We start from the raw sequence: 15880 nt of genomic DNA, 5'->3' as shown, positions 1-15880 counted from the left end.
GCGGCCGGATGGCAAAAAAAGGCCGTTCCGGCTCCCATTTGTTATCAATTTTAGTAATATATCATTTATATTATACTCATAGTAAACAAAAGCAGAGGTTGGAAAGCCTTCCGACCTCTGTTTTTTTCAGCAATTCCCCTTATAAACATACCGCAGATTTTTACGTGCCGTTTCCGCCAGACAATCAATCGTTTCCACCGGCGTGGGACCGCGGTCGGTCATCCGCCAACGCGGGAAAAAGCGCGAAACATGCAGCGGGATTTCCGGGCTTACGCCGGCAAGCCATCTGGAAAGCGCGTCCATTTCTTCCACGCTGTCGTTTTCTCCCGGAATCACAAGCGTGGTGACCTCCACATGGCAGCGTTCCGCCGCGATTTGAATGGAACGCTTAACGGTTTCCAAATCGCCGCCGATGGCTGTGTAAAAACGCTCCGTAAACCCTTTCAGATCGATGTTCATGGCATCAATATCCGGAAGAAGCGCCTGCAGCGGTTTTTCATTGATGTTCCCGTTGGTTACCACAACATTTTTCAAGCCATGCTCCTTTGCAAGCTTCGCACAGTCCCGGACATACTCGTACCCGACCAGCGGTTCGTTATAGGTATAGGCAATCCCGATGTTCCCGCGCGGGAGCAATTCCAGCGCTTTGCCCACAAGCACTGCCGGGGAGACCTCGACGGTTTCAATTTGCTCCCCGTCCGCCATGGAAATCTCGCAATTCTGGCAAAACGAGCAGCGCAGATTACAGCCGTAGCTGCCCACCGACAAAATCCTGCTTCCCGGATAGAACCGCTGCAGCGGCTTCTTCTCAATGGGATCAAGCGCCAGCGCGGTCAGCCTGCCGTAATTTTTGCAAACGATTTTCCCGCCTTCATTGCTGCGCGCACGGCAAAAGCCGGTTTGCCCTTCTTGCAGATTGCAGAAATGGGGGCACACCTCACATACGGTTTTCATGTATGACGCACCACCTCAAACCGTTCGAGCGAAAAGCGCTCCCCACGGTGAATCCCTGCCTTCTGCTTTGCGATGGACACCTGCTGTTCCGGCGTATCCACCCCCTCCAGATTCGGCAGAAGAAGGCCGCGCTTATATCCGCTTGATACGATCACGCCATAGCGTTTCACATCCAATTCCGAAATGGACGCAATCGGTTCCGGTTTCGCAAGCACATCCACGCTGTATACAAGATCGGGCAGTTCCGACGCGGTTACGGATGGAAAACGCGGATCTTCCACGCCTGCGCTGACCGCATTTTGCAGGATTTCCTCCGCCACGTTGCCGGTCACCGGTTCAATCGTGCCGATACAGCCCCGGAGTTCCCCGTATTTTTTCAGGGACACAAATACGCCCGCCCGCTGTTGAAGCATTTTTTCCGGAAGGCCGTCGGGCATATTCGCCCGCATGCCTGTTTTAATGAATGTTTCCAGGGAAAGCCGTGCCAACCGGACATAGGGATCCTCCTTTTCTTTCACGGCGTTAAGATGCGCCCGATGTTTCTTTGCATAAACGGCATCAAAGTGACGGAGGTCGTCCTCCCCGGCAATTTCAAAGGAGCAAACAGCATAGCCCACGCCGAACGGCCCTTCATAAGAAAGAAGCTCCGGGCGTACCGCTTTCCCATCGAGTGCGCCCGCCATAATCATAAAAGAACGCAGTCCGCATTCCGCGGCCGCACCGCAAAATGCGGGAGGGAAAGTGAGAAAGCGCAGGAAATCGCCCTTTGCCATCGCATCTGTGACTTGCCGGTCAAATTCCGGACCTTCTTCTGCAAAGCCATACGGCCCCTCCGCCGTCAATTTATGGGAAAGGTCGCCGCTGGCAACAAAAACGACCCGCCGGTTCAGCTTTTCGGCAGTACGAGCAATGCATTTCCCAAGGCGGTAATGCTCCAGCGCGGGCAAGCCGGAAAGGCCAATGCGCACCAGCCGATACCTGACCGGCGTCTCATTTAAAAAGCGCAGAGGAATCAGCGTACCACGGTCAAGCATTTTGTCCTGCCCGCCCAACGTCCCGGCCGGGAGCCCCGCTTTTCCGGCTTCTTCCTCCAGCGCCCGTACAAACGCGCTATCGTATTGTGCCTCCAGGGAAACGCCGGGAATACCGAAGGCTTTCAAATTGCCGCATGCCTTTTCGCCCGGGGAAATATGGAAGTAATCCGCGTACAGGGTCGCATGGGGCGAAGTCACCACAACGGTATCCGGTTGAAGCGCCGCGGCCCTACGGGCAGCTTCCCGATAGGCGTCAATCGTCCTTTGTATCTTCCGTTCCTCTCCGCGCCCGACTTCGGGCAGGATAATCGGCGGATGAGGTACAATAAACGCACCCACAATCGACATGAAAACCGTCTCCTTTCCGTATAAAAAAGAACCTGTTACAGGATCATTATAACACGTATTCCGCTGTATAATCAGGAAATTTGTTTGAAAGGCAGACCCGTAAATATAAACCGCAGAATATGAAAAAACCCGCTGAATCAGCGGGTTTTCTTTTAAAGATACGACCAGGCCTATAAGCCGAGTTCTGTCGTGAACAGCCATCTATCTTGGCCGGATGTTGCCATCACGGCTCAATGCCACCTTCTCGGGACGCGCCGGGCCGACGCATTTGTCCCTCTGCGGTGTTGCTCCGAATAGGGTTTGCAGAGCCGCGCGGTCTCCCGCGCGCTGGTGAGCTCTTACCTCGCCTTTCCACCCTTACCGTTACCGGCGGTATATCTCTGTTGCACTTTCCCTGGGGTCGCCCCCGGCGGCCGTTAGCCGTTATTCTGCCCTGTGGAGCTCGGACTTTCCTCGGGTACGTCCTTTCGGAGTATACCCGCGGCTGTTCAGCCTGCTCGTATTCATTATTTTAATCGTTTTTCCCCTGCCTGTCAACCGACAGGATTTGGGAACTTAAAAACGGTGCTCGGAAATCAGGCGGTTTTTTACGTCCCAAAGCTTTTGCGACAAGTCCACATAATATTGGTGCGGGTTTTCAAAACGCGTTACTTCCTCCCACAGCGTGTCCACCTGCTTCATGCAGTATTCCCTTATTTCATCTAAATCCCGCGGCTTTGCTATACACTTTCCGTGTTCAAATATTTTCTCGCGCAGCTCCACCGCGCGGAAATTCGTAACCGTCTTGCGTTTCCAGATATGATCCGGGTCGAACAGCTCATAGGGTTTGCTGTCGTCAATCACTTCGTCATGAAGCGTAATGACATCGGCAATCGCCTTTCCGCTTTCCCGGTCGTACAAGCGCCAAAGATTTTTAAAACAGGGCGTCGTAATCTTCGCCACATTTTCACTAATCTTAATTTTGGGTATAATATTTCCCTGCGCATCTTCCACCCCGCTGAGCTTGTAAACCCCGCCGAAAACCGGCTCGCTGGAAGATGTGATCAGCCTTTCGCCGACACCGAAGCTGTCGACGCACGCACCTTGCATAAGCATATCCCGTATTATATACTCGTCGAGAGAATTGGAAGCGCAGATTTTACAATCCTCAAATCCGGCCGAGTCGAGCATCTTGCGTGCTTTACGGGAAAGATATGTAATATCCCCGCTGTCGATCCGGATTCCCGCCGGGCGGAAGCCGCGCGGAACCAGTTCCTCGTTGAATACTTTAATCGCATTGGGCACCCCGGATTTTAAAACATTGTAGGTGTCAACCAGCAAAGTACACTGGCTTGGGTATTCCCTCGCATAAGCGCGAAACGCCTCCAGCTCGCTGTCAAAAAGCTGAATCCAACTGTGCGCCATAGTACCCAGCGCCTTAACGCCGTAGTCCCGGTCGCAAATTGTACACGCTGTTCCGCAGCAGCCGCCGATATAGGCCGCTCTTGCGCCCAGAATCGCCCCGTCGGCGCCTTGCGCGCGCCGGGAACCAAATTCCATTACCGCCCTTCCCTGCGCCGCTCGGACAATTCTGTTGGCCTTTGTAGCGATCAGGCTTTGATGATTGATTGTAAGCAGGAGCATGGTTTCAATAAACTGTGCCTGAATTACCGGCCCGCGCACGGTAATGATCGGTTCAACAGGGAATATGGGGGTTCCTTCCGGAACAGCCCATACGTCACAGCTAAATTTAAAGTTTTCTAGATAACGGATAAAATCTTCATTAAAAATTTTGCAGTCTCTCAAATATTCAATATCTTCTTTTGTAAAGGTAAGATTTTCAAGATATTCGATAAGCTGCTGGACGCCCGCCATAATCGCATATCCGCCGTCGTCCGGAACGCGCCGGAAAAACATGTCGAAATAGACGATCGTGTCCGCATATCCGTTTGTAAAATAGCCGTTGGCCATGGTAATTTCGTAGAAATCTGTCAGCATGGTCAGATTGGTTTTCAAATCATTCTGGTTTTTCATATTATTCAGCTCCATAAAATTATTAATTTGCTGTAACTCTACCTTATCGCCTCGTCATATTATAGAACAACAGCAAATTAAAATAATAACAATATTGATTTTCGCGCACAATTTTAACAAAATTATAACCATTTCTAAAGAATATTATATCAATCTTAAGGCAAAATAACAAATAAGATATAAGAATTTCTTTAAAATATTAATAATTTAAAAATAATTGATTTTATTTGTGAATTTTTTTAATATTTTATTGCATTTTAAACAATAAAATATTATACTATTAGATATTAACAGAATTTATACTGATAAATTTCCATACCAATGTAAATTTTCAGGAAATTTTGTTATGGCGCTGTGCAAATGGAATAATAACTGTGCGTAAATTTAAAATTAATGCGGGGGGAGATGAACTCAGTGAGATTACGCAAACAAGCACTTGGTACACGTAATTTGGTCGGTGCGCGTGTGGAGATGGCGCGTAAAAACCAGGGTATGAAGCAAAAGGAACTGTTAGCTCAGCTTCAGGTCAACGGTGTTGATATGAATGCATCGGGCTTGTCCAAATTAGAAGGGCAAATCCGGTATGTAACAGATTTTGAGCTTGCCGCCTTGGCAGACATCCTCAACGTGTCCGTTGACTGGCTCCTGGGCAGAGAAAAATAATTGCTTTCTTGAAAGCAAGATATGAAGCGCTTCGCAAATTGCGGGGCGCTCTTTTTCTACTTCCTTTTTTGTCACGGATCGATTATAATTATAATACTATTTCATGCCGTGAATAACAAGGAGGTTTTCATTTGTTCGAAAAGCGTCAGCTTACCAGGTTAAAGCCGCTTCTTTACTTTTTTATCCAATATACTGTGGTATTTTTTCTGTTTGCGATAACGTTAAAATATACCTTTCCTTTTTTCGCAGGATTTTTACTGGCGCTTGCCGTACAGCCCCTTGTAAATGCTTTAAAGGAGCGCCTGCATTTCAAGCCCGGTGCGGCCGCCGCGGTGGCAACGCTGATTGCTTTCTGTGTTGTGTTCGGCATTCTGTTTTTAATCGGTTATTGGCTGATCAATGAAATCAGCCATCTGCTCAACAACATCTCTGCCGACGTCGGGTCCGTAACCGAACCAATCAACCAGATGATCCGCACAGCCAGCGAATATTTGAGTAAAATCAATCCAAGATACGTACAGCAAAATCAGCAGCAGATTATAAACATCGCCCAATCCGGCGCAGGCATTATTAAAACGATATTCGGCAGCATACTTGCTTTTTTAACCTCGCTGCCTGCCATCATCACTATGTTCATCGTGATGATCTTGTCAACATACTTCTTCTCGAAAGATATGACCAGGATTAAATCGCATATTATGTCCCTGTTTTCGAGAAGCGCCGCATTTAATATCCGGTCCGCTTCGCAGCATGGTGTAAGCTTAAGCGGAAAATACATTTGCTCCTATCTTTTTATCTACTTTATAACATTTATTGAAACCCTGATCATCTTTTTCGCCTTGGGTATTCCGTATCCCCTCGTCCTGAGCATTATTACCGGCATTGCGGACGTTCTGCCGGTTTTGGGGCCCGGCACGATTTATATCCCCCTGGCGTTCTTCTATGTGATAAAAGGCAGCTTCCTGAAGGCAGGAGCCTTGCTTTTATGCTGGTTTTTGATTATTGCAATCCGTCAGGTGATCGAGCCGAAAATAATTTCTTCCTCCATCAATATTCATCCTTTGACCATGCTCGCCGCTATTTATTTTTCTTTGGTTGCCCAAAATTTCTGGCTGCTGATCTACTTTTCCGTACTGCTGATTCTTTACAAAATCCTGACACATCTGGAAATTCTTCCGAGCCTGTTTGAAGAGCAGGAATCCGCTCCCACAGAACCGACGGAACATCACACCCATGAAAATATTCAATTCTGAAATTCCCCGAAAATTATGAAAGAAAAGCCTCGCTCCTTGGCTTCGCCATGGAGTGACTTATTACAACAAAGAAAGGGCGGCCGGCAAAAGTCGACTACCCTTTTTTTCGCGCTTATCAACTTTTTCATAACATTAGATTCTTTCCAATACTTTCTCAAATGAATTTCGTTCAATGACCTTTACAACCCCACTAATTCTCTTGGCTCTTACATAGCCGTTCTGCGTTTAGAAAAAACATCGCCTTAAAAATGTACGCATAAAATGATCTCCGGACTATTCTTCGGAGAACATATCAATCCCCATCCCGCAAACCAGGCAGGTCCAGTTTTCCGGCAGGTCTTGAAATGAAAGCCCGGGTACAATTCCATTCTCAGGAGCCCCGGCATCGGGGGCGTATACATAGCCGCATGAAATGCAAATGTATTTCAATTTTCTCCCCCTCCCCGATCAATTTTCGACAATTGTCAGCACAATCAATTTGGGCTTTGGAAATCGTCGAAATTTTCATCTTCAATAATTTCGCTTAGGTTTGTAGGAAAAACTGAACCGCAACGCAGCTTTTTTGCTACATCCATAACCTTTCCAAAATCATAAGATACGATCTGGACTGCTTTTTCCACACGGGTTACCTTTATTTCGATTCCGTACCCCGTGCTGCGGTTTCCGAAGACATAGTACTTAAGCGTACAGTTTTTCAACGCAATATTTCCTATGCATTTTTTCATCCCATTCCTCCTTTATTGTGTGAATGAACATCACACTTTACTTGTATCATAATGCATGAACCGAAAATATTCAATATGAATCAACGTATTTAATTACCAAAATTTTATTTTCGCAATATATTCAAAAAATCACGTAAACAAAAACCATATTTAGTAGTCAAATTTTCGACTTTTTTTCGTAAAAAGCTGAAAATTTTATAAAAATATACGAACATAATACTCCAAGTATTGCGCCGCAAAGAATATCCGAAGGGTAATGTACGAATAAAAACGTCCGGGAAAATGCAATAAGAAAAGCAAGGAAAAAAGCTGGAATCCCAAAATTCTTATTGGCTTTCCATAAGGTAAACGCGGCGGCAAAGGAGGATGCCGCATGGCCGGAGGGAAGGGAATAGCCTTCCGGCGCCGGGATTAATAGCTGGTGACCGGGATACGTTACGAAAGGGCGGGGCCTTGCAAGCAAAGGCTTCAGCATCATTTCCCCTAAAATATGCGTTACCACAAGGATTCCCAAAAGAAGGATTCCGTTCTTCCGATACTTTTTGGAAATAACCATGCAAAAGGCGGCCATTACCCAGATCAGCCCGCGATCGCCCATTCTGGTAATGTAAGGAAAAATCCAGTCTGTAAATTCATTATGAAAATGATTTTGGATAAAGTTAAAAATTGTAATATCCAATATTTCTACCTCTTTCTGTTTCGTTGTTTTATTATACCATATTTTAGCCCCCTTTCGAATATACTTTAAAACAGAAACGGGGGTTGATAAAATTGGAATGGCAAAGCCTTACAAAAGAGGATTGCGCAAAAAAACTTGGTACAAACATGAAAACCGGCCTTTCTTCCGGTCAAGCAGCCGAGCGGCTGAAAAAACACGGCAGGAATGAACTACAGCAGCCAAAACGGAGGAGCTTGCTGCTTCGTTTCCTCGCTCAGTTTTCGGATTTTATGGTCATCGTCCTTTTAATTGCCGCAGGAATTTCCTTTATAACTTCCTTCCTGGAACATAACAATGACTACATAGACTCCATTATTATCCTATTTATTGTAACCATGAATGCAATTATCGGTCTGGTACAGGAAAGCCGGGCGGAAAAAGCAATCGAAGCCTTGAAAAAGCTTTCCAGCCCCCACGCGCATGTTATTCGCGGCGGAGAAGAACAACGGATCTCGGCATCCGAACTGGTTCCCGGCGATCTGGTCATTCTTCGCGAAGGTGATCTGGTTCCTGCCGATTTGCGCCTAATTGAAGCGGTTAATTTAAAAGCAGAGGAAAGCGCACTTACCGGAGAAAGCCTTCCGAGTGAAAAGCGCGCCGATTGCATCTGTGCTGCCGATACCCCGCTTGGCGACCGCTACAATCTTTTATATTCCACCAGTTCCATTGCCGCAGGCCACGGCAAAGGCATCGTTACGGCTACGGGAATGGACACGCATGTGGGGAAAATTGCACATATGATTACTAACCAGTCTGCCCCCCAGACCCCGCTGCAGAAGAAGCTGGCGCAAACGGGGCACTGGCTTGGCAGCGGTGCTCTCGTCATATGCCTCATCATCTTTATCATGGGCCTGTTTCAGCATATCCCGCCCATTGAAATGTTCCTCATTTCAATCAGCCTTGCCGTCGCGGCCATTCCGGAGGGGCTGCCCGCCGTTGTTACAATCGTCCTTGCGATCGGCGTTAGGCGTATGGCGGCAAACCGGGGAATCGTGCGGCGTATGCCTGCTGTGGAGGCGCTTGGAAGCGCCAGCGTGATCTGTTCCGATAAAACGGGAACCCTTACGCAAAACCGGATGAGCGTGGTTGAACTGAGAGATGCAAGCGGCCCGGTTGAAATACAGACGGAAAAGGGCAGGCAGATTCTGGATCTTGCCTCCCTGTGCTGCAACTGTACTGTCAGCGGCAAAACGATTCACGGCGACCCTACGGAAGTCGCCATTGTGGCGGTGGCTCCAACGGAAAAAAATAGACTCGATGCCCAATTTCCCCGTATACGGGAAATCCCGTTCAGTTCCGAGCGGAAAATGATGACGACAGTACATCGTTTGAGCGGAGGGCGCTTCCGTATCATTGCAAAAGGCGCACCGGATATTTTGTTTACCCACTGCACAAGCGGGGCAGCCCGGCAAAACGAAGAAATGGCCTCACGCGCGCTGCGAGTAATCGGCGTCGCTTACCGGGACGTTGACGTTTTGCCCGAGAAGCCGGAAGAAATTGAGCAGAACCTTATTTTTTGCGGCCTGATCGGAATGATTGACCCGCCACGCCCACAGGTAAAGTCCGCAGTGGAACTCTGTAAAAAAGCGGGGATTCTTCCCGTCATGATTACCGGGGACCACGCAGCCACAGCTGCGGCAATTGCAAAGCAGCTTGGCATTCTCGAAGGAAAAAAACGGGTAATTACGGGATCCGCCCTTGACGCGCTCAGCCAAAAGGAACTGGAAAAAAACATCTACGATTATACCGTATTTGCGCGTGTCTCGCCGGAACATAAGGTCAGGATTGTAAAGGCTTTTCAAGCCCATGGAGAAGTGGTCGCTATGACCGGTGACGGCGTAAACGACGCCCCTGCCCTGCGCGCCGCGGACATCGGCTGCGCAATGGGTATTTCGGGTACTGACGTGGCCAAGGCGGCGTCCGATGTGATTTTGACAGATGATAACTTTGCCACAATTGTCGCTGCTGTACGCGAAGGCAGGGGCATTTATGAAAACATTAAGAAAACCGTTCATTTTTTGCTTAGCTGCAACATCGGTGAAATCCTGACGGTGTTCGTCGGCTTCCTTCTGCGTTTGCCCACTCCACTACTGGCAATCCAGCTTTTATGGGTAAATCTAGTTACCGATTCCCTCCCCGCGCTTGCGCTGGGCGTAGAGCCGATTGATAAGAATATTATGAACCGAAAGCCGCTAAAGCTCAATGAAAGCATTTTTTCCGGAGGGATGGGCTATAACATCATCGTTGAAGGCTGTCTGATCGGAACATTGTCCCTTTTAGCTTACAGTATCGGCCGTATTTATTTCGATCTTGACCCATCCGCGCCGGTTATCGGGCGCACGATGGCTTTTGCCGTTCTCAGCCTTTCCCAGGTAGTTCATACGTTTAATATGCGGTCTACCCGCTCCATCTTTGAAGCGGGTATCTTTGCCAATCCAAAGCTGGTGCTAGCCGCAATTGCCTGCGTTGCCCTGCAATTGGCGGTCATTGTAATCAAACCGCTTTCCGTCATATTCAAAACATCGATGCTCACAGGCTATCAGTGGCTGATTGTCGCATCGCTTTCCTTTATCCCCCTCGCCGTTGTGGAAATCGAAAAGGCAATTACATTTCGAAATAGCAACCATAGGTTATAAAAACGAATCCAAAGTCAAACACCTGTCGCAAAATAACATAAAGACCTTCTGCCGTAAAATCAATTGCGGCAGGAGGTCTTTTACGTTCCTGTAAAGACTTATTTTATTCAACGATCTTATCCGGTACATTATACCGTTTTCCAATATAAGCGAAAACTGCGCCAAATAAAATATTCGAATAATAGCTGATAATGCGCCAGAGCAGAATTGCGGGCAAGATTGCAGAGCCAAAAAACATTCCGAAGAAAATATAAAAACTGCCTTCTGCGCCACCAGAAGCCCCCGGAAGCGGAACAAAGGCACTTACCATCGCCACAAACACCTGCGCGGCAACCATGGTCGTAACGGGAACCTCGTGCATACTAAAGCTGCGATAAATAAAATACGGAATCAAGCTGTTTAAAGTAATTTGAAAAACGGTAATAACCAGAACCGGAATATATAGCTTGATGGAATTCCCCATCAGTTTGGACGCATTGTGAAAAACTTCAAGTTGGCCGTGAATTTTTTCATAGCGTTCCGCGGGATGACGGCAAAGTTTTATACGGTGGAGGAACTGAATAACCGCATTTACAAGCTTGTTCGTTGTTGTTGCACTAATCATGAACAATGCCACCAGAAAGATAAATGCGCTGTTTGAAATTAACCCAATGATCGTAACAAAAGAAAAATTACTGACGCTGGTTTGGAAAAAGCGGAATTTCCATGCAACCAATACAAGAGAGTAGCCAACCATAATGACCTGATAAGTAAGTGTTTTTACCGCAATGATGGAACCTGCTTTCCCAGTATCCATCCCCATTTTGCGCATAGAATAAATCTGCATAGGCTGGCCGCCTGTTGAAAACGGCGTCAACGCACTATACAGCAGACCGATCATTCCAACGCAAAAAGAACGATTATAGTTCCAATTCGGGTAAAGATGAACGCACAGTAAATTTAAAGCACAACCTTCACAAATCCAGCATAATACAGCGCTTGCAATCGCCATGAATAACCAGCGCAGTCTAAGCTTTGTTATGATTTCCCCTAATGTAACAATTCCTTCCGTAGTAAAGAAAAAGTACAATAAAACACCCGTTGAAAGTGCTAACGTTATAATGACAAGTAGGTTCTTTTGTATTGTCTTTTTCAAAGTAGCCATATTTTCTCCAATTACTATAAATTGTCCATCTGTTCGATGAATAATAATTTAATATTATATATTATATCATAAATACTCGTATTTACAAAATGAAGAATAAACTAACGGGAATTATTTCCCTTAATATTTCCTCTCATTCTTCATAAACTAGGAGCGAGGTGAGAATATGGCAAACGGATTAAGCGATCTTTTAGCATCAAATGCAGACATAAATCAATACTTCGCTTCATTACCTGCAAATGTCCAAAATGTAGTTTCGGGCTGTGGTGAAGATATTTGCACATTGGAGGATTTACTTCGCTGCATTAAAGGTGTTTGCGGAACTTGCTAAAAAATAGCGAAAAACACAGGAGGAACATTTCCTTCTGTGTTTTTCTTTTTCTAAATACTTCCCCAAAAGTACCCCTATTTCACATGCTGTCCAAAATTTGCATAATATAGGATTAGGTTAAGCCCAATAAATAAGAAAGGAGAAAATCAATGGAGAATATGAATATTCTGGAAGGGGATGCCTGTCTGATTACACGGACCCCGCTACCGGCTGTAACCGTCGTTGCAATGGCTTACGTACCTTTCCAGCAATTTGGTACGATATATGATCCGGAAAAAGGACTACGCAGTGGCACGATATTCCCAGACCTTGACAAACCATTTCTTGGGGGAAGAGGTGCTTCGAAATGAATGAGCAGGAAATGATGTTAAGAAGAATTCGTTCCTATCAATTCACAATGTGGGAGCTTCACATTTTCTTAGACACCCACCCAGGCGATTGCACAGCAGCGCAAAAGCTGGAGGAATACCGCAAAATAACGACTGATCTCATTGCGAAATATGAAGCCGCTTACGGCCCGATGAATGAAACCAGCGCGACGACCAGCCGTTGGGCATGGATTTCCGATCCATGGCCCTGGGATGTAACCGAAGGGGGGAAAGCTTAATGTGGAATTATGTTAAACATTTACAGTATCCCATTAATATAAAAAATACAAACCCAAAACTTGCGCAAATGATTATAGCGCAATATGGCGGACCGGATGGCGAGCTTGGTGCCTCCCTTCGCTACTTGAGCCAACGCTACAACATGCCGTACCCGGAACTGAAAGCAATTTTAACTGATATTGGAACCGAAGAACAGGATCCACCGGGTTATCAACCGAATTCATACATACATTTTTAAAAATGCAGCACAAAGCGGCGGCCTGAGCTGTCGCTCAAACCGCCGCTACGCAAATACAACTATAACTTATTTTGTTGAGATAGTAATAATTTAATTAAGAAATTGCCTATTTTTAAGGATTACTTAGCCAACAGTTGCAACAAAAACCTTAACGCCGTTTACATAAACGCCAGATTTTGCGCCAACTTTGCCAACAGATGTGAGCTTGTAGAAGTAGTCGTTACCAACTTTCTTCACGAAAGAAGCCTTGAAAACACCTGCTGTACCAACAGAAAATGTCGGTGTAGTTGTAGCAGTAACCTTTACTTGGTAAGAACCTTTAACGGTTACATCCTTTGTTGTGTCACAAGTGAAAGCCGGAGCTTTAATTGTAACAACACAAACCTTTGCACCGTTGAGGTAAATACCAGCGGAAGAACCTACCTTACCAACTGCGGTGATCTTGTAGAAGTAATCGTTGCCATTCTTAGAAGCAAGAGCTACATTGAAGGCACCCGGTGTACCAACCGTAAAGGAAGGAGCAGTTGTAGAAGTAACTTTGAACTGATAGGAAGCGCCCTGAGCAAGAGAGAAGTCATTTGTTGTGTCAATCTTTGCTTCCGGAACAGCTATTGCTGTGATCTCGCACTTTGCAGCGCTGTAATCTTCAACTTCATAACCGTCTGCATCATAAAGTGTAGCGGTCAGAGTTGCATGGTTCTGGCTTGCGAAAGTAGAATCAATGCTATTGACCTTAACTGTAGCAGTATTGCCATTTGTAGTCATAGAGAACACATCGCTGCTGCCGCCATCGAGATCCCACTTAACTGTGTAACCGGCCGGAATGGTAGTACCGTTCGGATAAGCAGTAGCTGTGAATGTCTCGGAATAACCCTTCGCAATGTTTGCAGAAGTCTTGTTGATCTGAATGCCAGCAAAGCTTACACTCTTAACCTTGAAGGTATCTACATTGCTCGCTGTGGACTTTTCAAGTGTAAAGCCATAGCAATCGAAATCATCAACATCTACATTGCCAGCATCAGCCTTGAATGCAACTGTACCAGCGGCAAAATTACCATCGAGCTTTAACTTCGTGCTGGAAGCACTTTCTTTTACATAAAGCTTTCCAGGAACAACGACCATTGTGCCGTCGCCATCAACCGTACCAGCTTTAACATCATCCTTGAAAGTGATTGTAGAATCAGAATCAACAGAAATTGTATCTACATCCACTTTACCTGTTACAGTAACATTTGTGTCTTCGTTCTTAGTTTCAATGCTACCGTCTGCCGCATTAATCGGAGCCGGAATTGTGCCGGTGAAGATATCGTCTTCGTCATCTTCATTGCCAAGATTGAGTTTAACATCATCATAGTAGTCGAAATCAATCTTGCCAACCTTTAATTCCATATTGTCGGTATTGTACAGAGTAAATTCTGCATCTTCATCTGCAGCTTTCAGAGCGGAGATAGAAACTTTCGCTTCATCAGCGTTGACAGTTACTTTACCAGCAGCAGCAATCTCACCAACAGTTACTGTATGATCATCATCATTTGTTTCAATTTCTACATCACCGTCAGTCTTGATGTTGCCAACTGTTGCACCATCAATGTTAATCGACTCTTCATTATCATTCGCATCTGTTGTATCAATATTACCAACTTTTGCTCCATTTGTGATCGTCAGCTTTGCTTTAGTTGAATCGTCATCGCCAATGGTAACATCGCCGACTTTACCTTCATCAATAGTAACTTCACCATTATCGATGTCAACTTCGCCTACATTGCAATCGCCGATCGTCAACTTGTTCATTTTACCGGAAATCTTCTTGATGTTAACATCTTCATTAACGGTAACAGTATCAGTATCAGTCGGGAATTTGATTTCCTTGTCAGTAAGATTTACATCATTGCCGTCAAACTGTGTAAATCCATCTAAAATGCTCTTACCGTCTTTTCTGATTGTGTAGTTTATATCGCTAGCTTTTCCAGCATTATTGACGGTTTTCTTAAAGAGATACCGAGCATCGGAAGAGTCCGTTGAATTATAGCTCTTTAATGCTTCAATATCAATTTTCTTTGCAATTTTGGCTTTTAAGGTATACTTTTCATCGGAATCTGTAGAAGCTTTATAAGTAGCACCATCTTGCACAAGCTTTTTGGCGGTAAGCGTAATATTGCCTGTGCTTGCATCACCGGTAATCTGATTTTGGCTGTTTAGTTTACCAACTACTGCATACAGAACGCCATTGACATCTTGCGCTACATCTTTTGCCCTCATATGAGCATCATCAAACTGATCTTGGAATACTTTCTTACCGTTCACAGTAGCTTCGGTCAAGAAGTGGATATCACTTGAACCGCTTGTTACCTCAAGTGTAAAACCGCTGTCTTTATAATCCTTCTTATCTTTTGACAAGAAGATCTTATGTGCAGGGGTGAGCACAGCATAGCAACTATCTTCACTCTCAGGTTGTGCAACGAAAGCACCAATCTCAACTGTTGCGCCTGCAGTCATCGGTATATCGTCTAATTCATCTACACCTTTGCCAACACCGTTCGAATCTTTTTTGCCTAATACAAGCTGATCCTTGTCATAAACATGAACGGTCAACTTCTGAGAAGCTTTTACAGTATACTCATTTCCGTCATCATCTGTGTAATCAGCCTTGAACAAAACGGAAATAACTTCTGTACCAGTTTTCGTGCTGCTCTTTAATCTAAGATATGCATCGTCATCATTATTTCTAAGCTTTAAGGAAACCAGCCTATCGCCAGAAATATGGGAAATTGACGAAACCTTTACATTGTCAACATCCTTGTGGTTCTTTGTTTCCATATTGAAGCCTGAACCGTTGGCTGCGAGAAAATCATTAAGATCGATTTCTCTGTCGCCAGTTCCACCGTTGCAGAGATAGATATCATCTTCTGCGGTATCAGTAACAACTCCCGCCATCGACTTTGTCGCGGCGAAAGCAAAGTTTGCCGAAAAGCTGGATACTACAAGTGCTAAAGCAAGCACAAGAGAAACCACTTTTCCCGTGATTTTTTTCATCCTTTTTGTCCTCCTTAAAATAGTTCGTTTTGCGTATTTGCGTGTGCTATGAGAATTTAACATACATGTTCGCCATGGGTGTTAAGATATTCTCCCCCTGACTTGCAATGGTTTCGTGGGAACTCTGCCAATAATGCGTTTGGCATAGCCGCAGCCACAACCACCACTCATATGTTTAATTG

General features: G+C 45.6%; 13 protein-coding genes, 1 other RNA gene and 1 pseudogene. 6 read left to right on the top strand and 9 right to left on the bottom strand.

All coding sequences use genetic code 11. The annotated features are described in order from the left end of the window. Window positions 1-126: 126 nt before the first annotated feature. From amrS to P9B68_RS09380, 4 genes are all read right to left on the bottom strand, one after another. Window positions 127-954, bottom strand: a complete 828-nt coding sequence (gene amrS / locus P9B68_RS09395; RefSeq protein WP_277668919.1) for an AmmeMemoRadiSam system radical SAM enzyme — start codon at window positions 952-954, stop codon at window positions 127-129. Further along, the gene (amrA, locus tag P9B68_RS09390; protein WP_277668918.1) at window positions 951-2336 is read right to left on the bottom strand and encodes an AmmeMemoRadiSam system protein A; all 1386 of its coding nucleotides are present in this window, start codon (window positions 2334-2336) and stop codon (window positions 951-953) included. Before amrA ends, amrS begins: the two co-directional genes overlap by 4 nt. Window positions 2337-2493: 157 nt before the next feature. Further along, window positions 2494-2836: RNase P RNA component class A (rnpB, locus tag P9B68_RS09385), an RNA gene on the bottom strand. A 55-nt stretch (window positions 2837-2891) separates the two neighbouring features. Continuing rightward, window positions 2892-4349: a nicotinate phosphoribosyltransferase gene (locus P9B68_RS09380; RefSeq protein WP_243112930.1), complete on the bottom strand. Its 1458-nt coding sequence runs from the start codon at window positions 4347-4349 to the stop codon at window positions 2892-2894. Window positions 4350-4754: 405 nt separating this feature from the next. On the opposite strand from P9B68_RS09380, the gene P9B68_RS09375 reads away from it, so the two are divergent. Continuing rightward, window positions 4755-5012: a helix-turn-helix domain-containing protein gene (locus tag P9B68_RS09375; RefSeq protein WP_407932286.1), complete on the top strand. Its 258-nt coding sequence runs from the start codon at window positions 4755-4757 to the stop codon at window positions 5010-5012. 131 nt (window positions 5013-5143) lie between these two features. After that, window positions 5144-6265 (top strand): sporulation integral membrane protein YtvI, encoded by a 1122-nt coding sequence (gene ytvI, locus P9B68_RS09370; protein WP_277668917.1) that lies wholly within the window; start codon window positions 5144-5146, stop codon window positions 6263-6265. 273 nt (window positions 6266-6538) lie between these two features. Here ytvI and P9B68_RS09365 read toward each other — a convergent pair whose 3' ends face one another. The 3 genes from P9B68_RS09365 to P9B68_RS09355 all read right to left on the bottom strand — a co-directional run bounded on the left by P9B68_RS09365 (window position 6539) and on the right by P9B68_RS09355 (window position 7669). Beyond that, complete coding sequence (locus P9B68_RS09365) at window positions 6539-6694, bottom strand: rubredoxin (protein WP_135658098.1); 156 nt, start codon at window positions 6692-6694, stop codon at window positions 6539-6541. Window positions 6695-6738: 44 nt separating this feature from the next. Beyond that, window positions 6739-6990, bottom strand: coding sequence for a DUF6514 family protein (locus P9B68_RS09360; RefSeq protein ID WP_135658095.1), 252 nt, complete (start codon window positions 6988-6990; stop codon window positions 6739-6741). 157 nt (window positions 6991-7147) lie between these two features. Then, window positions 7148-7669 (bottom strand): phosphatase PAP2 family protein, encoded by a 522-nt coding sequence (locus P9B68_RS09355; protein WP_135658093.1) that lies wholly within the window; start codon window positions 7667-7669, stop codon window positions 7148-7150. Window positions 7670-7761: 92 nt separating this feature from the next. Here P9B68_RS09355 and P9B68_RS09350 point away from each other — a divergent pair, with 92 nt between their 5' ends. Next, window positions 7762-10344, top strand: a complete 2583-nt coding sequence (locus P9B68_RS09350) for a calcium-translocating P-type ATPase, PMCA-type (protein WP_277668916.1) — start codon at window positions 7762-7764, stop codon at window positions 10342-10344. Window positions 10345-10447: 103 nt separating this feature from the next. Here P9B68_RS09350 and P9B68_RS09345 read toward each other — a convergent pair whose 3' ends face one another. Continuing rightward, window positions 10448-11488, bottom strand: a complete 1041-nt coding sequence (locus tag P9B68_RS09345) for a lysylphosphatidylglycerol synthase transmembrane domain-containing protein (protein WP_135658090.1) — start codon at window positions 11486-11488, stop codon at window positions 10448-10450. A 480-nt stretch (window positions 11489-11968) separates the two neighbouring features. Here P9B68_RS09345 and P9B68_RS11700 point away from each other — a divergent pair, with 480 nt between their 5' ends. The 3 genes and pseudogenes from P9B68_RS11700 to P9B68_RS09330 all read left to right on the top strand — a co-directional run. Continuing rightward, window positions 11969-12169 (top strand): spore coat associated protein CotJA, encoded by a 201-nt coding sequence (locus tag P9B68_RS11700; RefSeq protein WP_135658088.1) that lies wholly within the window; start codon window positions 11969-11971, stop codon window positions 12167-12169. After that, complete coding sequence (locus tag P9B68_RS09335; RefSeq protein WP_135658086.1) at window positions 12166-12426, top strand: spore coat protein CotJB; 261 nt, start codon at window positions 12166-12168, stop codon at window positions 12424-12426. The genes P9B68_RS11700 and P9B68_RS09335 overlap by 4 nt, the downstream gene beginning before the upstream one ends. Continuing rightward, a pseudogene (locus P9B68_RS09330) lies at window positions 12426-12620 on the top strand (manganese catalase family protein); the annotation flags it as partial. The gene P9B68_RS09335 and the pseudogene P9B68_RS09330, both read left to right, overlap by 1 nt. A 168-nt stretch (window positions 12621-12788) precedes the next feature. On the opposite strand, the gene P9B68_RS09325 reads toward P9B68_RS09330, so the two are convergent. Further along, on the bottom strand, window positions 12789-15698 hold the full coding sequence (locus tag P9B68_RS09325; RefSeq protein WP_135658082.1) for a hypothetical protein: 2910 nt from the start codon (window positions 15696-15698) through the stop codon (window positions 12789-12791). Window positions 15699-15880 lie beyond the last annotated feature (182 nt).

The organism is Caproiciproducens galactitolivorans (genome assembly GCF_029266045.1).
Lineage (GTDB): Bacteria > Bacillota > Clostridia > Oscillospirales > Acutalibacteraceae > Caproiciproducens > Caproiciproducens galactitolivorans.
Note: the sequence above shows the minus strand (reverse complement) of the source record. Positions and strands in the feature narration are given on the sequence as shown.